Raw genomic sequence first — 19,341 nt, forward strand, 5'->3', positions numbered from 1 at the left:
AACACCCGTTCAACCAACTGAAACTCAAACAGTTGATAAAGTTGAACCCAAAGCACCAACTCAAACGAAGTTAGTTGACAACAAGGTGGAAGCGCCAATCAAATTAAGCGAAGCCACACAGCCAGTTGCGAAGCGCGATGTAAGTAATACGCCAAAAGCCTCAGGTATCAGCGAAGCAACTGACTTGCAACAAGCACAATTACCACAAACGGGTGACAAACAATCGGTAACGCCAATCCTGTTAGGATTACTCTTAATGATTGTCTCCTTTGGTGGAATGGCACTAGGAAAGAAGCGTCATGGATTGAAGTAATCTTGATGCTCTTATCTCTCTAATGTAAAAAGTGTCTGGGACATGCAATTGCATGCCCCAGACACTTTTTGATTACGATTATTAAGCCATAATTCAGATAGAAAGAAGCAAAAACGATGTCCCAAGAACAGTTTATATTATTCTTCTCCTTTTTTGAGTTTTCTGGTATTTCAGAACGAGGATCTTTGATTAGGGGGCGAGATTTCATACCCCCGCTTGAATGGAGGCGTCTAAAATGAACAATAAGTCTTGGTGGGTTACAACTATTATTATAATTATCATTTTTTTATGTGGCTCAGCATTTATTATGTTAAGAAAAACTGATGGTGCGGGTGTATATCAAACATAGCAAGCTAGTATTGCGGCAGAAATTATTTTAGGAATCGTTTTACTTGTTGCACTTGTTGTACAGGTAATATGGCGTGCACTTATTAGAAGAAAAAATAAGTAGTGGTTATATTCCCACTTTCGATAGCGGCCTTCAATTCAGGGTCCATAATAGAGTTATCGCCCCTCGGAAACGTTGTTAAAACAGCCCCTCAGATCTACTTACTAGATTATAGGGGCTGTTTTAGCGTTATTTGAATGAAAGTAGCCCTGCTTATCATCTTTTTTTCGGTACTTCGTTGAGCTGTTTTGATCCGGAAATAACCGATTATGAGAACCAACTCGAATGCCAATTAAGATTAATTCATCTTCATCAATGATATAAACGACGAGGACGTCATTTATATCATTGGGCTGATTTCCTGAAGGTGTATCACGTAAATGAAATTCATGATATCCGGCTAATTGGCGGGTTAGTTCATGGTCATCAAATTCCGGTGGTAGCTGATGTGCTTTCAGCAGCAGATCAATGGCTGATCGAACTTCATCAATAATGTTACGATCTAAGCTGTCCAGCCGTTTCAGGTCAGCATTAAAAGTTGCCCGTGGTTTAAATCGAAGCTTTTTCATCATTTAAACTGATCCCAATAATGGTCATTGGATTCGACAATTTCATCATCTGGCAAGACATGGCGTTTGATCAGCTGATCGCGGGCAGCGGCATATTCCAGCGCCCCTTCTTTGGCCCGCAAAGTACGTTCATACCAATCCATTTTTTCTTGGGAAATGGCGAAAACTGTGCGGTTGTTTGAGCGGGCAATATAGACGGTTTCGTTATCATTAACTTGGTCGAGATGTTTTTTAATGTGAGCAAAAATCACTCTGAGTTAAAACAACGGTCATTTGAATCACCCTTTCCGTACTTAATGGTGTACCTTATCAAGTATTTGATTACTCAATATTTAGTGCCAATAATATAGTTGAAGGTACAGAATTCATCCAGACCTGGGTCATTTAACAATTAACTGACCTCATTTTTTAAATTGCCCAGCTAATCGCGTATACTGAAAGTACATCAAAAGCTGAATCGGTAAAAGGGAGATTTAATATGATTAATAAATTAATGAAGGTTTTACTAATGAGTGGCCTAACTTTAAGTATCGGCCTTATAACGCAATCACCTGCAGTCCATGCGACCAAGGGTTACCAACCGATTAAAAGTAAAAGTTATGCAACTATATTGCCAACCTACCACACTAGAGTTGGTAATCCAAAAGCTGCTATTTGGAATAATAATCTAACCCAGAAACGATTCTCATTAAGCGATTATCCTGGGACTAATTGGTATGTTTTCAAAAGTTACAAAATGACTAATGGCAAAAAAACGGGTATTTTTTACAGAATTAAAAATCCTGAAAACACCGTTTCTGGGCTGGTTTGGCGGGGATATCTGAAACAAGTGAAACATTTGAGCATTAAACAGCAGACGCTAAATGCACTACCAGGAACAATTTATAGTCCCCATTTACAACAGGTCACTGACAAATTAAAAAACCATCCAGATAGTCAACAAGAATATCTCCAAAAGGCTTTGGGTGATCAATACAAAAAATTCCAAGGAATTACTATTCCGGGATTTTTGGCTTCAGATAAGCGATTGCAAGGACAATTGAAGTCAGGTAAACTTTCTTTTAACGCATATTTACATGCTGTAATTCCTAAGGCACTATTAACTGATCTTAATGGGAACAATTACCAAGTAACAGATCTTAAGGGTTGGAAAGTTTCAATATCAATATCTGGTAAGACTAGCAAAAATTATGGATGGGGATTTGTTTACTTCTTGGAACCCTAAATTATGCTGTTCCAATCTGTGCTGGAATGGTGGTTACCGATATCTTTATGTTAAATAAAATCCCTCTGCAAACCTGCGGAGGGATTTTGGTGAAAACTACTTTTCGTTTATTACCATGATGATTTGGTTGTGGTATACAATCTGTTTTCTGTAGTTACTGTCGCATCCGCATTATGATAAGAAATACCAACGTACAGATCACTAGCAATTTGAACGCCTTCAGTTTCGATATTAATACCACTCCAGTTTGTATTGCGCAATGTATGCTTAACAATATGTGAGTCACTCCAATATAACTTAGAAATACCAGGGGTATCAGGACCAGAGTGTCCTGATTGATTGGGCTGTCCGCTTGAAATATAAATTGCTCGACCATCAGAGATATCATACCCCTGAATAGAGTCACTGGTTAGCTTAGACGCTAGGCTGTCTACCTTACGGTACGGATCTGAAACCAATGCTGATTTTAACTTGCTGCAAGGAATATGACCATGATTAGCATCCACCGTATCAAGGATGGCATTCACTTTATTGTTATCGTAAAGGGTAAAGTGGCCATTACCGTTGGTATCAAGTCCTGCTAACATTAACAATCGATCGGTTGTTCCGCCTGAAACGGGGGCATTGGTTGAGGATAAGGCTGCCTCAACTCGCTTAATGCTACCATAAGCATTCCCGTCTTTGGTCGCCGTACTAAGAGCCGATAAACGTGTAATGCTGGTATTCCCAGTATAAGGTGTTGTGTCTTCAGTATTGGGTTCAAACTGAATACGTCCTACTTGGGTTCCCCAATTATGTTCACCACCAGCTCCTTTTGTGACAATCCACCAGTAGTCCTGACCATTGTAATTGAAGTATTCAAAGGTTTGACCGTGGCCAAAATTTTTAAGATACATCGTTTCTGCATTTGAAAAGTCTAAGTCAAAGCCACTTGCAGAGCTTTTTGCAACTCGTGAAATAACAACATCCGTGTTTGTGTTGAATAGTTGAAGTGCATACACATATGTTGATCCAACGTATACTTTCTGAACAACATTTGCTTTGGGCAATCCTTTAAATCGATATTTTAAATGTGCATCTACATTACTTGACATATTAATTACTTCCTTCTTTAAATTTTTTGTTGGCCAATTTAACTCCGGCATTAAATCAGCGATTGATGTATCAAATCGATTTGACGGTTATAGCATATCGTCATTTGGCCTTTTAAAGCCGACCACTTCCGGACGACTCACCGCCAAAACACCGCCACTTTACCGCCAATAAAAAATGCGCCTCGTCAAATGAATGACGAGACGCCTTTTTAATCCTGAGTATTTTTAATTATTTAAGGTGCCAATGACCCCTAACTGCTAAGAATCTCAAATAGAGTTTAAATTTGCTTCTTCGTGTACCCTAAGTCTTCATTCCGGTAATTTAAAAGCAACTTTTTTACCAGCGACGTACGCGGATCCGTGCAACTAATCACGAGCATTGATGACTTGTGAGGCCCATTTTGCTGACTGTTTGTTTAGATTTCTTTACGAAGTTCATTGGCAAGAATGTCACCAAGAACATCTTAAGTCGTTCGAATTAAATTATAAATAGTCCAGTTCATAGCCTGATTTTGGATTTACAATGGCTACTGATTGACTTTGAATTGACTATTTCGGAACATCTTTTAGCCCTCGAAGGTTCCTCGAAGGTTGCTATTGATTGTCAACCATTTGCTAATTGGTCATCCAATGACTTCGCAAATATTTCGGCGAGTATTTATGAGATTGCCTAGATATAATCCTAAGACCGTCACTTGAGACTCTCACTTTGGAATCGATACGTTCCTTTATAAAACTCAAATCAATAAACTAAACCTCTTGATTGACCAATGCTAATTGCAGATTTTTCTGCCGCCAAAGTTAATTAAACCGGATTCATAATTTTGCCCCTTAGATTCTGTGGCTATTTTGTTTAGCTGCTCTACTAGTCCCGGTAAGCATATAATGCGTCTAATTTCCTAATTTAATTTTAAAACTGTTAACCCAAAAACACTTTACCAACTGTTTTTTACTTCATTACAATCTTTCATTTCTAGTTCAACATTTTTAACTTTATCTACTAATTTAGTATACTTAAGACATAGATAGCAATGAAAGGATTTTTATTATGAAAAACCGCATCTTTTTAACTTTTGTTTCAGCCTTGCTGGTCTTTTCAGGCGTATCAGCTTCTTCGAATAAATCAGCTTTGGCTAAAGAGACTGGTCTTCATCGAGTTAGTAGCAGCTATATTAACAAGATTGGTTTGAAGTCATCATATTACCGATTAAATCAAAACACTAAATTTAGTTTTGCCGGTAATAAAGTTACTTTACCAAAGGGAACGGTCCTCGCCGCCTCAGTCAGTATCGATAACGGTAGTAAGGCAAAAAGTGGAAAGGCCTTAATTAGCTCTCACATTGATCTTAGTTACGCCCTGAAAAAAAGAGTGGGCTTTAACAAGCCATCTCAATTTATTCCAATATTGCTTTCCTATTATCCCAGCAAATATACCAGAGTGAAACGGCCAGTTTATGTTTTACCCTATGGCGAAAACGTTCTCTATTCTGGTGGTATCGGCACCTTTAAAACCCGAGCTTCCAATTATTTCTATAATCCCCATTTCTCTAGCAATGCTTTAAAAATCACTTCTGATGGTTATTTAGAATTTTATAAATATCATCACAAGCCATTAGCCGACGGGGGCCTTAATTGGCAGTACGTCCAGAAGCCAACCTCCTATGTTAAAATCAGTCATACGCTTAAACAGGGGTCCAAAACCTTCATATACTATCAGCATAAACTTCAAGGAGTAAGAGCAACCCATTTAAATAAGGGCAAGTATCGTTATCGGTTAACAATTAATAATCAACATACACCCTATCAATATACTGGCAGAATATATGCGATGTGGGCTAGTTTATACACAGTAGGGGGTGCAAAATACTTCACACCCCCACAGAATGCCGCCAATTATGGCGACTAATAATCAATTTCTAAAATGTTGCATACTAGGAGTAACAAAAAAAGCCTCGCAAAATTGATTTAAAACCAATTTGTGAGGCTTTCTAAATTGAATTTAACTTACCGTTTTTTTCGCATTTTCACCGGTCTCCGTTACCCTAATTAGTAAAAGAATCCTTAGAGATACTGTAGATATAATGCTCGTTAAGTTTTCCACTAGCAGGTTTCTTTTCCTCAACGCCAAAGTAAACATCATTTCCATACAATTGAGGAGCTTCAGTTTCATGATCATGTGAACCAAAGTCGGTAATCTTTGCAGTAATATTTTGTGGTGCAGGACTTGCAAAGTTCCAAGGGGCTCGAACGATTACTGATGGATTCTTTGCTTGGCCACTAGTTAGATAAACCCAGTTATAGCCAGCACTAGTTTTATTAGATAGCTCCATACCTTGCCAAGAACCTTGAGGATAATTGTAACTACTTATATCGCGAGTGGATACGTAGGCTGATCCACCTTTCTTCATGCGAGAATCAGTACATTTAATATTTCCTTCGGTATCCATGACTTGATTTAACACATCCGTCTTAAACGCCGTAACTCGTTTTTTGGTTCCTGTTTTAGATTGCTGAGTCCAAACCGCTAAACGAGACTTGTCAGAAGACAATGCTGCATCTGCCCGATATAAGGTCATATTCTTATTACCAGCACCGGTACCCATATAGTTCAAGAAAGTAATGGAGTTAACATCAGCAGGCGTTTTCGAATTACCATCAATTGGTAAACGAGCAACTCGGGTTGCCCAATGATCTCCATCTTTATTTACATTGCTACCAGCATAAGTCATAACCCAAGCATATAATTGATTGTTCCAGTTAAACAATTCAAAAGTTTGGCCGTGACCAAAGTTAGTTAAATGCATTTGAGTCGGGTTGTTTGAAAGATTAATCTCTGAATTACTTGGATCAAACCCTCCATAGGTTAAGGTCATATCTGTGGCACTTCCAGCAGCCATTTGCAAAAAGTAAGCCATTTTGTTTGGAAAATCCAAATAGAATTTTTGAATCACTTTGCTACTTGGTAAAGTTACGTGATATCTTTGTGTTACATCAGTCATTATAAAAATCTTCTTTCTTAAATTTATTTTTGTTGGCCAATTTAATTCCGGCATTAAATTAGCGATTGAGGTATCAAATCGATTTGACGCTTATAGCATATCGTCATTTGGCCTTTTAAAGCCGACCACCTCCGGACAACTTACCGCCAAAACACCGCCACTTTACCGCCAATAAAAAAAGGCGCCTCGTCAAATGAATGACGAGACGCCTTTTTAATCCTGAGTATTTTTAATTATTTAAGGTGCCAATGACCACGCCTTTAATCGCGAAGTCTTCATTCCCACTGACATCAATTGGGGCATACTTGGCGTTTAAACTCACTAACCGGCAGTGCTGATCAGTTTTTTCTAGCTGCTTAATGTAACTCCGGCCATCAACGTAGGCAATCACAATTTGGCCATTGTCGGCATCGGTGGCCGCTTGAGCGAGGACCACCTGTTGATCATGAAATTGAGGCTCCATTGAATCCCCATTAATTTTGACCGCATAATCAAATCGGGGTAATTTGCCTTGGTAGTCCATTTCATCACGTTCATCGACCAGTTCTTCACCGGTTCCGGCAGAAACCACGCCATCAATCTGCAAGATTTTGGAGGGGAGTTGCACGACATTGTTGGCCTGTTCCATCTGTAATCGTTAAAGATGGCTAACGAACTGGCCGGGGCGATCATTCCTGAGCTGGCAAAAATGACGGAATTAGAGCCCCAGCAACGCAAGGCTGAAGCCATCCAGTTTATCAACCAGCACCTGAAAACTTTGGGGCTGTCGCTCACTGATGAAACGATTGCCGCAAAAGTTGAACAAGCCTACCATGACTATCAACGACCACCTAAGCAATCATAGGTAGTCAAATGGCCCGCCACCAGTTAAACTAGGGACGGGCCATTTGTATGTCTTAATTATTATGTTGAAAACAGACTGTCTCGTTAAATATTTAAAATTAACTTCCCAACAATGTGGCCGGTTTCGCTCAACTTATGCATTTCGCGGACGTTTTCCACGTTGAATTTCAATTGGGTGGCAATTTTAACCTTTAACTTACCGGATCCCAGTTGGTTACTCAGTGTCGTGATCACGTCTTGTTCAGGATGTGCGTTGATTTTATCAAAGGTTACCTGATGGTTTTCGGCTAATTCAGCGGCTTGATCGGTGGTTTCAACAACTGAGATGACGGCACCACCTGGTTTAACAACTTTAAATGCATCAATTTGATTTTGGCCGCCCAGGGTATCGAATACCAGATCAACTTCTGGCGACACTTTGCTGAAATCTTGAGTTGTGTAGTCGATGACCTTATCAGCGCCGATGCTTTTAACGAAGTGCTCATTTGGCGCGCTGGTGGTCGTAATGACGTGGGCGCCAATATTCTTGGCCAGTTGGATGGCCATTGATCCCACGCCCCCAGACCCAGCTAATACCAGGACAGTTTGGCCAACTTTTAAATGGCCGGCATCAAAAATCGCCTGCCAAGCGGTGGTACCGGCAAGACTGACCCCAGCTGCTTCTTGAAACGAGACCGTAATCGGCTTGTGGGCGACTTGGCTGGCATCAACGGCGTAGTATTCGGCATAGGTCCCACGATTATTAGGCGTCCCGTAACCCAGGACCGCGTCGCCAACCTTAAAGCCAGTGACATCTTTACCCACCTCGGCAACCACACCGGCCATTTCCTGACCTAAGATGATTGGGAATTCAAAGTTATAGCGCTTTTTACGCAGGCCTTCGCGAACTTTCCAATCGATCGGATTGACGCCGATGCTGACGACTTTGACCAGTAGTTGATGATCGCTAATTTCAGGAATGGGCATTTGGGTTTGAGTCAATTGATCTCGACCGCCATATTCATTGATGACGATGGCATTCATTTGTTTTGTCATTAAATCACCTCGAAGTCATTATAACGGTATTTTAACACGAAGAAAACTAACCGATAAATTGTGCACAACTTAATTGACATCTCTTCTGAAAGGTTTAGGATAATAAGAAGAGGTGAGGATATGAAATTAACAATTACAAATGATGCATTACAACAACTCAACAAGGTATTTCCCGCCGACAGCAAGCTTCTTCTCAGCTTCGATGATGGTGTTGGCCCTTTCTCAAAAGTTGGGGTTTGCTCACTGGATGTCAGCTTCGATGTGATTGCCGTGGATAAGGATGCCGAAGTACCCGATTATGATACCAAGTTGGCAGCTAACGTTGGCAACTGGTATTTTAAGGGGTACACCAATATTTACCTCGACCAAGACATGAAGCTGGATTATACCAACAACCAAATTGTCCTGAGTGGCGAAAGTGGTGTCTTGGATAGTAACATTGAACTCAAAGATTTGACAAAGCAAAACGCATAAGCGACTCCAAACAATTAGAGCACCTGACCATCGTTGGCCAGGTGCTCTTTTTGATTATTGTTTAAAGTCGTTTAGCAGCTTCCTCAATCTTTCGATAAGGCATGACCCACAACAACATCACGATAAATGTGCCAATCATCCCAAATTGATGCCAGTAAAATGAAACTAAGAAAACGGCAATGAAAGCGAAAAGCGTGTAGATACTTTTCGGGTCTCGTTTAAGCGTTCGGACCAACACGGCAACGGACTTGTTTGCCCGCACCAGGCTGATGCGTAACAAATTCCAGGAAAGGTTGATCGCAATAAATAACAGCGTGTAGAGCTGTGAGCCAAATAAACTTTGGTGGTCGGCGTCAACGATGGCGGTCGCAAATGGCACGAATGAAAGGAAAAATAGCAGTAACGTGTTTGACCAAATGACGAAGCCGTCGATGGTTTTAACCAGTAAAAACATGTGATGATGGTTGCCCCAGACGACAGCTAACAAGAAAAACGAAATGGCATACGACATTAATTCCTCGCGCATATCCCACAGACCTTGCCAACTGTAAGTTTTGGGCCCGCTTAATTCCAGTACCAACACGGTCATAATGATTGGCACGATGGCGTCGGTAAATGCTTCCAGACGGTTCTTTTTCAAATTCGTCCCCCCTTAAATGCCTTTACATATAAGCATACAATATTTTCTGGGCGAATGGTGATATGGTGACTTTGATTAAAAATCCGGTTATTTTTCGATAAACCGGTTACATCAACTTTTTGAAATTGACTTTATGCACGACGCAAAGTTAAAATAGAATAAGTATTTTAATCAATAATTAATCTAAACACTTGGAGGCACGTGTATGTCATTAGTAGCACGAATTTTTCGACGGGAGCAATTAGATCGCTACCTTGAGACTGACAAGAAATTCATTAAGACCATGTCGGCGTTCGACCTCATTGCCCTTGGAATTGGTGCCGTGATCGGAACCGGTATTTTTATTCTCCCGGGGACGGTTGCCGCAACCAAGGCGGGTCCTGGTATCATTATTTCATTTATTGTCGCAGCGATTGTTTGTTCGACGTCGGCGATGTGTTACGCCGAATTCGCGTCGGCTTTACCAGTTGCGGGGAGTGCTTATTCGTACGGAAACCTGGTTTTTGGCGAAATTGTCGGCTGGGTGCTTGGTTGGGCGTTGATCCTGGAGTACGTGTTAGCCGTTGCGGCGGTTTCCAGCGCCTGGGGGGCCTACTTCCAATCATTCCTGGCAGGATTCCACATTGGCTTTCCCAAGGCGATTTCCGGGCCGTTTATGCCCAGCCAGGGGACGTATGGGAACCTGATCGCAATTATTATCGTGGTTCTGATTTCTTGGATGTTGAATCAGGGGATGCGTTCTTCGGTCCGTTTGAATAACATCATTGTGGTTGTCAAAATTGGTATTATTTTATTATTCATTGTAGTTGGAATGTTTTATATTAAGCCTTCAAATTGGCATCCATTTTTGCCTTATGGTTGGCATAGTGCTCACGGTGGCGTCCTTGGCGGTGCCGCAGCCGTCTTCTTTGCCTACCTCGGGTTTGATGCCGTTTCAAGTTCGGCTGCTGAAGTTAAGAACCCTAAGAAAAACATGCCGATTGGAATTATTGGTACCCTAATCGTTGCGACGATTCTTTACGTTGGGGTATCGATTGTTTTGACGGGGATGGTGTCTTACACCAAGTTAAATGTCTCTGATCCAGTTGCCTTTGCCCTTCAATTTGTGCACTTGAACTGGGTTGCCGGAATTATTTCGCTGGGTGCTTTGGCAGGGATGTTCACGATGATGGTGACCATGATTTACAGTTCATCACGACTGATTTATTCAATTGGCCGGGATGGGCTGTTACCAAAATTCTTGGGAACCCTTGATAAAAAGGGGAGCCCCAAAAATAGTATGATCACCATCACGGTTGTCATTGCGTTCATGGGCGGATTTGTGCCGCTGGATCAATTAACCAACTTGGTTAACATTGGTACTTTGATTGCTTTCTTGTTTGTGTCATTTGGCATTATTCCGTTAAGAAGAAACAAGGAAATCCAAAACCATCATGGCTACCAGGTACCGTGGTACCCGGTATTGCCGATTATTTCCGGACTGTTGTGTATGCTGATGCTGTCGCAACTACAAGCGGAAACCTGGATTGCATCAGGAATCTGGTTCGCATTTGGATTGGTCCTGTACTTTGGGTATGGACTGAGGCATAGCCAGTTGGGAAAGTAGGAGAGAGTGCGACGAGACCCGGGTGACCCCGGTGTATAAGGCTGAAGTTGCAATAATGAACGGGCTTTGTTCATTGTTGTAACTTCAGCCTTATACATTAGGGGTCAGGGTCGTCAGAGCACGTTTTCGCTAGGTAATAGAAAGACATGAACGGGTCTTGTTCATTGTTGCAACTTTGGCCTTACACATTAGGGGTCAGGGTCGTCGCCAGTAGGCTAGACGCTGCACGTCGTTTGCGGTCGTCGGAGCACGTTTTTCTAGGTAGCAGATCTAAAACTTAAAACAACACAACAAAGGCCTCCGCACTTTTCGCGGAGGCCTTTTACTATCCAAATAATGAAACGCTAACGATACATCACCAATTTACCATGCAAGATATTCCATAACACGATTACGCCAATCAGCACTAACATGACTGCGCTGGTAGCAATGATAAACAGTGCCGTGTAGGAGGACATTTCAATCACCAAGCCGCCGAATAAAGGCCCGAGGGCACGTCCGGCAGACGCCCACGACTGAATGAGGCCTTGATAGCGCCCCTTGGCTTCAACGGGCGTTAACGTATTGACCAACGCCGGAATCGTCGGCAAAGCAGTCGCCTCACCAATTGTCAACGTCACCATTGCCAAGACGAAGAATGGATAAGTCTTGGCGAAGATCAGGACCACAAACGAACTGGCCATCAAAAAGATACCGAAGAAGACTTCCAGAATCATATTTTCGTGGTATCGGGAAATCCAGTTGATGATAATTTGGCTGACAACAATTACACCGCCGTTGATGGTCCATAAGAAGCTGTAATTACGGAGCGGAATGCCAATGCCCGTCATATAAACGGATAGGTTGGAAACCCATTGCTGGTACATGATCCAAATAATAAACAGTGATAGGAAAAAGGTAAATAACATAATGGCATTTGCTTTGGGAAGAGACTTTGAACTCCAAGTCGTTTTTTCTGTGTCAGACACTTTTTTATCGGACTTATTTGCTGCGGGTTTGAATTCCAGCAGGACAATGATCAGGAAAATCAGAAATAACGTCGTGGCCACCACGAACATCAAGGTAACACTGATGCTGTAAATGAAACCAACGAGTGACGTTCCAATGACAATCCCCAAGTTTTGCGCGAAGTACAGCATGTTAAAAATATAGCGGCTGTCCTCTGATTTGATACTGGTTCCAATCGAGTTAACCACCGCAACGTTCCAACCACTGGCAATTCCGTTGAAGAATAAAATAATTCCAAACGTCGGCCAGCCATGAAACAGTGTGAGGGCAATCAAGGTGAGGGTCGTTCCCGACACACCGCCGATCAGCAAGTGATAGGGGTTCTTGCGGTCGTATAAGTAACCGCCAAGATAGCTCCCCAAGACACTGGCCAGCGAGTTAAACAGCAGGACGATCCCAATCCAAGTGAGCGAAACGCCGAGTCGATCATGTAGGTAAACACTTGTTAGCGGCCAGACAAAGCTCATGCCGACACTACTGAACATCGCACCGATGATCAGCCATTTGAGACTCATTTCTTTTCTGGGCATTAGTTGACCTTCTTTCATTCGAATTTTTGCGCCAAAGTCCAGTGTACCAAAATTTGGTGCGCAACGGGGAATAAATCGACATAGTAAGCGCTAACAATTAGAAGAGCTGTTTGATGGACTTGTGTTTTTAAATCACATATCATAAGGGTGTTGGATGAAGTAACGGATTTGCGAATTAGGAGGAATAATATATGGCTGTTGACGGATCACTTTATCATACTGAAGTTGTTAACGAGCATGGATTGGTTGGTGAAAGTTTCGTTCGTGGGAATGAAGGATTAGCCCTCGGTGTAAGCAGTTCATTAATTGACAGTCCTGGGACCAATCCGGAACAATTTATCGGTTTTGCGCTCAGTACATGTTTTAACGCAACGATTGGCATGGTTGAACGTAAGTATCATATCAAGCCCGACACAATCATTCATACCGCAGTTGACGGACTTAAAGACACGAAGGGCTACAAGTTTGTTGTTCGTTGCCAAATTCTCTTCCATGAATTAGACGATGAGCAAGCACAAAAGATAGTTGATGAAGCACTGGATACCTGCCCAGTTGCCAAGCTGCTCAAGGCAAATGAAAATGTGACCTTTGAAGTTGTTGATCAATTCAAATTTTAATGCGAATTGAGTAGTTAATCATTTCAAACGGACATTGACATGGCCACAAAAAAATACCAGCAACATGCAAATTTGCCTGCTGCTGGTATTTTATATGATCCGTTAAAATTAATCGTCATAACTCAAAGTAGCTGGACGGGAGAATCCGACTACGTGCCACCATGGTGAGTAAACATTTTCAGTAACGACGCCTCGATTTTGTGAATCGATCATGCGGCCATTGCCGATGTACATCCCAACGTGGGAAATGCTGTGCTTACTGCCACCAAAGTATACCAAATCACCTTTTTTGATGTTACTCTTAGAAACTTTCTTGGTTCCGTTGTATTGGGCTTGGGCAGTTCTAGGAATTGACTTCTTGATTGACTTTTTGTAAACAAATTTAGTGAATCCTGAGCAGTCAAAGTTGGTAGGGCCAATTGCACCATATACATAACGAGCGCCAAGGTGTTTCTTAGCTTCCTTGTAAACTTTTGAATATGATTGGTCGGAACTACTTGCATCAGCGCTGGTAGCTGCTGTATAAGTCGTTACGGCAAAAGCGAACAAAGTTGCGATTAATATGAGTGGTTTTAAGGCTGATTTGATAATACTGTGTGACAAGATAAAATTCCCCTTTACTATTCGTTAGTTTCGTTAAATTAGTCAGTTACGTATGCTTTATTAGCTGTGATGTAATTTCCGTTGGCTAGTTGGAACCGGTAAGCTCCACCATTTGAACGAGTGATTGATTTAACTGAAAGCGACTTGCCAGCAGTAATCTTTGAAACCCGACTCTTGAAATTGACATCTTGATATTCGTAAATATTCTTTGACGTTGTGACTTGCTTATCACTTGGCAGTGATGTGAAGTATGTCGACTTGGCAACATCGGCTGAGGTTGACTTAAGCCAAGAGTTGACGGTTGAGCTGTCAACAACCTTACTTAAGTCAACGTTGCCGCTGATTCCGCTCAAACGACCCTTTGATGTGTATTGCCACAGGTCGGTTGTGACGTTTGGCTGAGCGGAGTAATTTGCGATCCACGAACCGTCAAACTTGGAATAATTGATTTTATGAACGTTCACGTAGTTTTGATATGAGTAGTAAACCAATGGCTTCTTGGTTAACTTTCTCATCTGAGATAACCACGCGTTGACGTAAGATTGTTCCGAACCCTTTCCCTTACGATGTTCATTGTCCAAAACGTAAAAGCGGGCTTTGGAACTTGAACGCTTATAAAAGTCGCGGGCTTCTTTTTTGGCATCAGCCACGCTACTGAACTCCGCGTAACCGTATTGACCGAAAGGAACGTTATATTTATATGCGCCATTGGCGTTAATATCTTTTTGTGTATCGATTCTGAAATCTGCATCGCCGGTATCACCATGTTGGACCCGGATGATCGCAAATTTTAATTGCTTGGAGGCCTTGCTCCAATTGATGCTTCCTTGATATTGAGAAACATCAGCAATTTTTGTCTTGGCAGCTGATGCATTCACGCTGATGGTGAATGCTGCCATGGCACCCATTAATAGGCCGGCTATTTTTTTGAATTTAAATGTCATCAATAGTCCTCCTCTAAAAACTTACAAGAACAATTATATGAAATGAATACTACTAACCAGTATCAGGATTGTTTCATAAATGTTAAGAAACATATTTCACATTTTACGTATCCCGCGGATGTGCAAGGTGGCGGGGGTTAGGCCTCTTTAAAAAAGTGAACAAATATATTAATTTATCGAATATATTTTTAAATCATTGGTAATATCAGGACAAATTGACTCAAACTGGGACTTTTGTTACAAGTTAAGGGGGTCAAATGTAACAATTCATCAAAGTTTTTAATTGTTAGTAAAGGAAAAAGAGTAATTTATCGTATATACCATGCGAAAAGCTATAATTAGGAGTGTTACAAGCATGGAATGATGAAGCTTGGAAACCGAAAATCCAATTTGGGGTGGAAAAAATGTTGTCACAGCGTAACGGGCAAACACGTCTGAAATTTTACATATTAGCGGTACTGATGCCGATTTTGTTAGTCAGTGCCTTATTTGCCATTATGGGGATTGCACCATTTGGGGCTCACAACCTATTAGTTAGTGACCTGTCCACGCAATACCTCCAGTTTTTGGCCGAGCTCAAACGCCAGTTGGCACACTTCAGCTTTTCAGGTTATTCCTTCCTAATGTCAATTGGGGATAGCTTGGTGCCAATCTATGCCTATTATTTGCTTAGCCCACTAAACGTTATTATTTTGTTCTTCAGTACTGCCAAGTTGCCGATTGCGATTGATCTCATCATTTGGCTGAAGCTCATTATGTGTGCCGTTTCCATGAGTGCGTTTTTGGGGCAAAAATACCGCCAGTATGATCTGATGGCGATTTATGGCGGTTTGGCATACGGTCTGTGTGGCTTTGTGGCAATGTATTTCTATGACCTGATGTGGCTGGACGCCTTGATTTGGCTGCCAATTATGATTTATGGGCTTGAAAAATTGTTTTATGAGGGTAAAGGCGGTTTGTACGTCTTTAGCCTCATCGTGATTATCATGACCAATTTTTATATGGGTTACATTATTTGTATTTTCAACGTGTTGTACGTGGCTTACCTGATTAAAAAAGATCAACCAATCAAGCTAACATTTTCTCAAAGTATTGATGTCAACCGGAAACCGCTCGGTTGGTTTCTGTGGTATTCGTTGTTATCAGCGATGGTTTCGGCCGTTGTATTGATTCCGACCGCATTAGGGATGTTGGCGACAGGGAAAAAAGACCTCTTGATATCAAATTTTCTGTTTAGGGGAACCTTTGGCTTCAGCTTCCCAGTCAATCTGGGAGTTGGCGGCAACGATTTTGCGGGACGTTTAGCCCACAATCCGAGCTTCTTTACTGGGACGCTGTTTATCATTGGAACGATCGTCTACTTCTTTTCTCAACGGATTAGTAAACGCGATAAGCAGTCGGCGGGCATCTTAATTGGCGGCATTTTTGTTGGCATGTGGTTTTTGCCGCTGAACACCATCTGGCATATGTTTCAACAGCCAGCTGGCTTTCCGTTTAGGATGGTCTTTTTATTCAGCTTCGCAATTATCATGGTGGTCTATGAAGGCTATATGCAGGGGATGTTCTCGGAAACAAAGCTGTTAGTCCGCTCTGGACTGGGCCTGGGGATTGCAATCGCGATTGGTTATCTATTTGCCCAGATCGAGCAGCGTAAGATGACGGCCTATACCTTCGATATTGCTCAACTGTCGGTTCACCCGATTGTTTTGGGATTTGCGATTGCCTTTATCATCGTGACGGTGATTGCGATGATTGGTGTCGGTCGGCATCACCGCATGAGCAAAATCTTCTTGGGGATTATTTTGATGTTCGAACTGGGTTTGAACTTCCTGATTGCAACGGATGGGGCACCGCTTGGAAACCAACAAGATTTCGAAAGGACCTACACAAAGTCTACCAAGCTGATTGGCGCGGTTGAAAAGCGTTATCGTGATGATAATGGTTTTTATCGGTTCACGGTGATTAATGAACCATTCAGACATCTCTTCAAGGTTCCATACAACGGTTATAACGATTCGTTTTTATTTAGAAATCACGGCATTAGTTCGTATAGTTCGACTTTGAATGCCAATACTCACCATGTTTTAGGCAATCTTGGATTTTCTACTCGGAACATTCGGCGCATTGACATGCTTGGTGGAACTGCCATCACCAATTATTTCTTTGGCTTAAAATATTCGTACTTTATTGGCGATCATGGAAATAATCAGCTGACTGTCAGAAAGGACGCGGCTGGTCTCGGATTTATGGCTAATAATCGAATTCAAAACTTAAACTTAAAGCACGATCAGGCATTTACGAATTTGAATCAGTTCACTAAGGCGGTTTCTGGAGACCATAACCAGTATTTGGTCAAGCCGACGATCATGACGGAATCAAGACAAGTCCACCGGGATTTCTTTGAATACCGGATTCAATTTCGGGCTAATACCACCGGACCGCACTACCTATATATTCCTGGTGTTAGATTGTATGATGTGCGTTTTTACGTCAATGGGCAGCGATTGTCGACACTTTATAGCAGCCTCGGCACCGAAATGGTACCAATGGGAGAGCTGCAAAAGGGACAGACGTCGACGCTCACAATTCATTCGGCCAGTGAACTGCCAAGTCTGAGTAACGATCTTTCCGGCGTTGATACGGCTGAGTTTGATAAGGTGATCAGTTATTCGAAGCAGCATAAGTTCAAGTTGAAACATCAAAACAAATTAAATGAACATGGCAGCCATTTTGAAGGAACGGTGAATGTTGGGAGACAAGCTCAGACATTAGTGATCACCATTCCGTTTGATAAGGGCTGGCACGTGAGCGTTGACGGCAAGCCACAACCATTGAAGAAGGTTGCCGATGGACTGACAGGTGTTCAATTAACGCCGGGATTCCACCGAGTGGCGTTTAACTATCACGTTAAGGGACTTTTATTCGGCGCAACTCTGAGTTTGATTGGGCTTTTATGTTTAAGTGGGACGGCAGTTTTACGCCGACACTGGTCAAAAGTGTAAAATATTTTCAATAATCGGATTTCTTGATTTAAGATGGAATAAAGTGGGCTCCTAATGAAAACGTTGTCATAACGGTATTTATTGAGAATTTACACAGCTTTTTCAGATCGCTTCAACTTTTTTGAAAATAATGTTCAATAAAGCTTGCGAAAATTCTTTTCAAAATATATAATATTGTCGTAGGTAAGTAACTAACTAATATATAAGACGAAAGAGGTACGAATACTTATGCAAATTGGTATGATTGGTCTTGGAAAAATGGGTCTTAACCTTGTTAAGAACATGATCCGTAACGGAAACGAAGTTGTTGCATTTGATTTGAACGAAGACAACATCAAGTTGGCTCAAGAAGCAGGTGCTACTCCAGCATCAAGCAACGCTGACCTGGTAAGCAAATTAAGCGCACCACGCACTGTTTGGATCATGGTTCCTGCAGGAAAGCCAACTGACTCAACTGTTACTGAACTGGTTGGCCTTCTTTCAAAGGGTGACTACTTGATTGATGGTGGTAACTCATTCTATCAAGACTCCATTCGTCATGGTAAGATCGCTGAAGAAAAAGACATTAACTTCTTTGACTGTGGTACTTCAGGTGGTAAGAACGGTGCTTTGAACGGTGGTAACTTCATGATCGGTGGTACTAGTGCAGAAGCATTCGACCATATCAAACCATTATTTGAAGGCATTTCACAAAAAGACGGTTACCTATACACTGGTAAGCCAGGTTCAGGTCACTACTTGAAGATGGTTCATAACGGTATCGAATACGGTATGATGGAAGCTATCGGTGAAGGTTACGATGTTTTGGACCACAGCCCATACGACTACGACAACGAAGCAGTTGCCAAAGTTTGGGTAAACGGATCAGTTATCCGTGGCTGGCTCATGGAATTGGCACAGGAAGCATTTGCCAACGACGCCAACTTGGACCAAATCTCAGGCAAGATGTTCTCATCAGGTGAGGGTAAGTGGACTGTTCAAGAAGCCCTCAACCAAGGCATCCCAGTTCCAGTTATCACTGATGCATTGTATGCACGTACACGTTCAATGGAACAAGATACATTTACAGGTAAAGTCGTATCAGCATTGCGTCACGGATTCGGTGGCCATGCGATGGATATGAAGAAATAAGAGTGCTCTTCAAGCCGTTTAGCTTTTGAGCATTAACGGAATAACAGGGAGTGATGTGCGTTTTTTGCACATTGCTTCCTGTTATTTTGTTAAGCGGAGAAAGCTGGCTTGAAGAGCACGTTTCGGCTTGGTCGTATTAAAAATGTATGGAGGAGGGGTCAGGGCTGCAGTCGCTGTCCTCAAAAGTTGTAGGGTCCATTGATGCACCTTTTCTATTTACGTGTAAGACCCAGGGTCGTCGGAACGCGTTTCGGCTAGGTGATATTAAAAGCCGGCCTGTGGCGAACATTTCAGCCAAGTATCACTTTCGATACCTCTAT

Annotated in this window: 19 protein-coding genes and 1 pseudogene; 10 read left to right on the top strand and 10 right to left on the bottom strand. The window is 41.9% G+C overall.

What is annotated here, in order from left to right:
• Together AB3112_RS01275 and AB3112_RS01280 are read left to right on the top strand one after the other, a co-directional pair.
• A partial coding sequence (locus AB3112_RS01275; RefSeq protein ID WP_367333844.1) for an LPXTG cell wall anchor domain-containing protein occupies positions 1-313 on the top strand: 313 nt, incomplete at its 5' end.
• Between the two features lie 235 nt (positions 314-548).
• A complete protein-coding gene (locus tag AB3112_RS01280; RefSeq protein WP_179136534.1) occupies positions 549-662 on the top strand; it encodes a DUF3923 family protein in 114 nt (37 codons plus the stop codon).
• A gap of 203 nt (positions 663-865) precedes the next feature.
• Here the strand turns inward: AB3112_RS01280 and AB3112_RS01285 are convergent, their stop codons facing one another.
• On the bottom strand, positions 866-1,270 hold the full coding sequence (locus AB3112_RS01285; protein WP_057909017.1) for a type II toxin-antitoxin system YafQ family toxin: 405 nt from the start codon (positions 1,268-1,270) through the stop codon (positions 866-868).
• A pseudogene (locus AB3112_RS01290) lies at positions 1,270-1,543 on the bottom strand (type II toxin-antitoxin system Phd/YefM family antitoxin). Before AB3112_RS01290 ends, AB3112_RS01285 begins: the two are co-directional and overlap by 1 nt.
• A gap of 205 nt (positions 1,544-1,748) precedes the next feature.
• Here AB3112_RS01290 and AB3112_RS01295 point away from each other — a divergent pair.
• Complete coding sequence (locus tag AB3112_RS01295) at positions 1,749-2,495, top strand: hypothetical protein (protein ID WP_057908981.1); 747 nt, start codon at positions 1,749-1,751, stop codon at positions 2,493-2,495.
• 110 nt (positions 2,496-2,605) lie between these two features.
• On the opposite strand, the gene AB3112_RS01300 is transcribed toward AB3112_RS01295, so the two are convergent.
• The gene (locus tag AB3112_RS01300; RefSeq protein ID WP_057911297.1) at positions 2,606-3,589 is read right to left on the bottom strand and encodes a helveticin J family class III bacteriocin; all 984 of its coding nucleotides are present in this window, start codon (positions 3,587-3,589) and stop codon (positions 2,606-2,608) included.
• Positions 3,590-4,637: 1,048 nt separating this feature from the next.
• Here AB3112_RS01300 and AB3112_RS01305 point away from each other — a divergent pair.
• Positions 4,638-5,495, top strand: coding sequence for a hypothetical protein (locus AB3112_RS01305; RefSeq protein ID WP_057910064.1), 858 nt, complete (start codon positions 4,638-4,640; stop codon positions 5,493-5,495).
• 136 nt (positions 5,496-5,631) lie between these two features.
• Here AB3112_RS01305 and AB3112_RS01310 read toward each other — a convergent pair whose 3' ends face one another.
• Both AB3112_RS01310 and AB3112_RS01315 read right to left on the bottom strand, forming a co-directional pair.
• Positions 5,632-6,588, bottom strand: coding sequence for a helveticin J family class III bacteriocin (locus AB3112_RS01310; RefSeq protein WP_367333845.1), 957 nt, complete (start codon positions 6,586-6,588; stop codon positions 5,632-5,634).
• Positions 6,589-6,817: 229 nt separating this feature from the next.
• Complete coding sequence (locus AB3112_RS01315) at positions 6,818-7,216, bottom strand: S24 family peptidase (protein WP_057909070.1); 399 nt, start codon at positions 7,214-7,216, stop codon at positions 6,818-6,820.
• A 15-nt stretch (positions 7,217-7,231) separates the two neighbouring features.
• Between AB3112_RS01315 and AB3112_RS01320 the strand changes: the two genes are divergently transcribed.
• A complete protein-coding gene (locus AB3112_RS01320; protein ID WP_367333846.1) occupies positions 7,232-7,432 on the top strand; it encodes a hypothetical protein in 201 nt (66 codons plus the stop codon).
• 83 nt (positions 7,433-7,515) lie between these two features.
• Here AB3112_RS01320 and AB3112_RS01325 read toward each other — a convergent pair whose 3' ends face one another.
• On the bottom strand, positions 7,516-8,466 hold the full coding sequence (locus tag AB3112_RS01325) for an NADP-dependent oxidoreductase (protein ID WP_084974144.1): 951 nt from the start codon (positions 8,464-8,466) through the stop codon (positions 7,516-7,518).
• A gap of 120 nt (positions 8,467-8,586) precedes the next feature.
• Between AB3112_RS01325 and AB3112_RS01330 the strand changes: the two genes are divergently transcribed.
• Positions 8,587-8,940, top strand: coding sequence for an iron-sulfur cluster biosynthesis family protein (locus AB3112_RS01330; RefSeq protein WP_057909067.1), 354 nt, complete (start codon positions 8,587-8,589; stop codon positions 8,938-8,940).
• Between the two features lie 61 nt (positions 8,941-9,001).
• Here AB3112_RS01330 and AB3112_RS01335 read toward each other — a convergent pair whose 3' ends face one another.
• Positions 9,002-9,580, bottom strand: a complete 579-nt coding sequence (locus AB3112_RS01335; RefSeq protein ID WP_084974148.1) for a TMEM175 family protein — start codon at positions 9,578-9,580, stop codon at positions 9,002-9,004.
• Between the two features lie 205 nt (positions 9,581-9,785).
• On the opposite strand from AB3112_RS01335, the gene AB3112_RS01340 reads away from it, so the two are divergent.
• Positions 9,786-11,186 (top strand): APC family permease, encoded by a 1,401-nt coding sequence (locus AB3112_RS01340; RefSeq protein WP_057909065.1) that lies wholly within the window; start codon positions 9,786-9,788, stop codon positions 11,184-11,186.
• Positions 11,187-11,530: 344 nt separating this feature from the next.
• On the opposite strand, the gene AB3112_RS01345 is transcribed toward AB3112_RS01340, so the two are convergent.
• The gene (locus tag AB3112_RS01345; RefSeq protein WP_057909064.1) at positions 11,531-12,724 is read right to left on the bottom strand and encodes an MFS transporter; all 1,194 of its coding nucleotides are present in this window, start codon (positions 12,722-12,724) and stop codon (positions 11,531-11,533) included.
• A 191-nt stretch (positions 12,725-12,915) separates the two neighbouring features.
• Here AB3112_RS01345 and AB3112_RS01350 point away from each other — a divergent pair, with 191 nt between their 5' ends.
• Positions 12,916-13,341, top strand: a complete 426-nt coding sequence (locus tag AB3112_RS01350) for an OsmC family protein (RefSeq protein ID WP_084974150.1) — start codon at positions 12,916-12,918, stop codon at positions 13,339-13,341.
• Between the two features lie 108 nt (positions 13,342-13,449).
• Here the strand turns inward: AB3112_RS01350 and AB3112_RS01355 are convergent, their stop codons facing one another.
• Both AB3112_RS01355 and AB3112_RS01360 read right to left on the bottom strand, forming a co-directional pair.
• Entirely contained in the window at positions 13,450-13,944 is a 495-nt protein-coding gene (locus AB3112_RS01355; RefSeq protein WP_057909062.1) for a C40 family peptidase, read from the bottom strand.
• 38 nt (positions 13,945-13,982) lie between these two features.
• Positions 13,983-14,888: a DUF5776 domain-containing protein gene (locus AB3112_RS01360; RefSeq protein ID WP_367333847.1), complete on the bottom strand. Its 906-nt coding sequence runs from the start codon at positions 14,886-14,888 to the stop codon at positions 13,983-13,985.
• A 404-nt stretch (positions 14,889-15,292) separates the two neighbouring features.
• Here AB3112_RS01360 and AB3112_RS01365 point away from each other — a divergent pair, with 404 nt between their 5' ends.
• Positions 15,293-17,890: a YfhO family protein gene (locus tag AB3112_RS01365; protein WP_367333848.1), complete on the top strand. Its 2,598-nt coding sequence runs from the start codon at positions 15,293-15,295 to the stop codon at positions 17,888-17,890.
• A gap of 228 nt (positions 17,891-18,118) precedes the next feature.
• Positions 18,119-19,021, top strand: a complete 903-nt coding sequence (gene gnd, locus AB3112_RS01370) for a phosphogluconate dehydrogenase (NAD(+)-dependent, decarboxylating) (protein ID WP_057909059.1) — start codon at positions 18,119-18,121, stop codon at positions 19,019-19,021.
• Positions 19,022-19,341: the final 320 nt, after the last annotated feature.

Origin of the sequence: Lentilactobacillus sp. (genome assembly GCF_040773105.1) — a bacterium.
Taxonomy (GTDB): Bacteria; Bacillota; Bacilli; order Lactobacillales; family Lactobacillaceae; genus Lentilactobacillus; species Lentilactobacillus parabuchneri.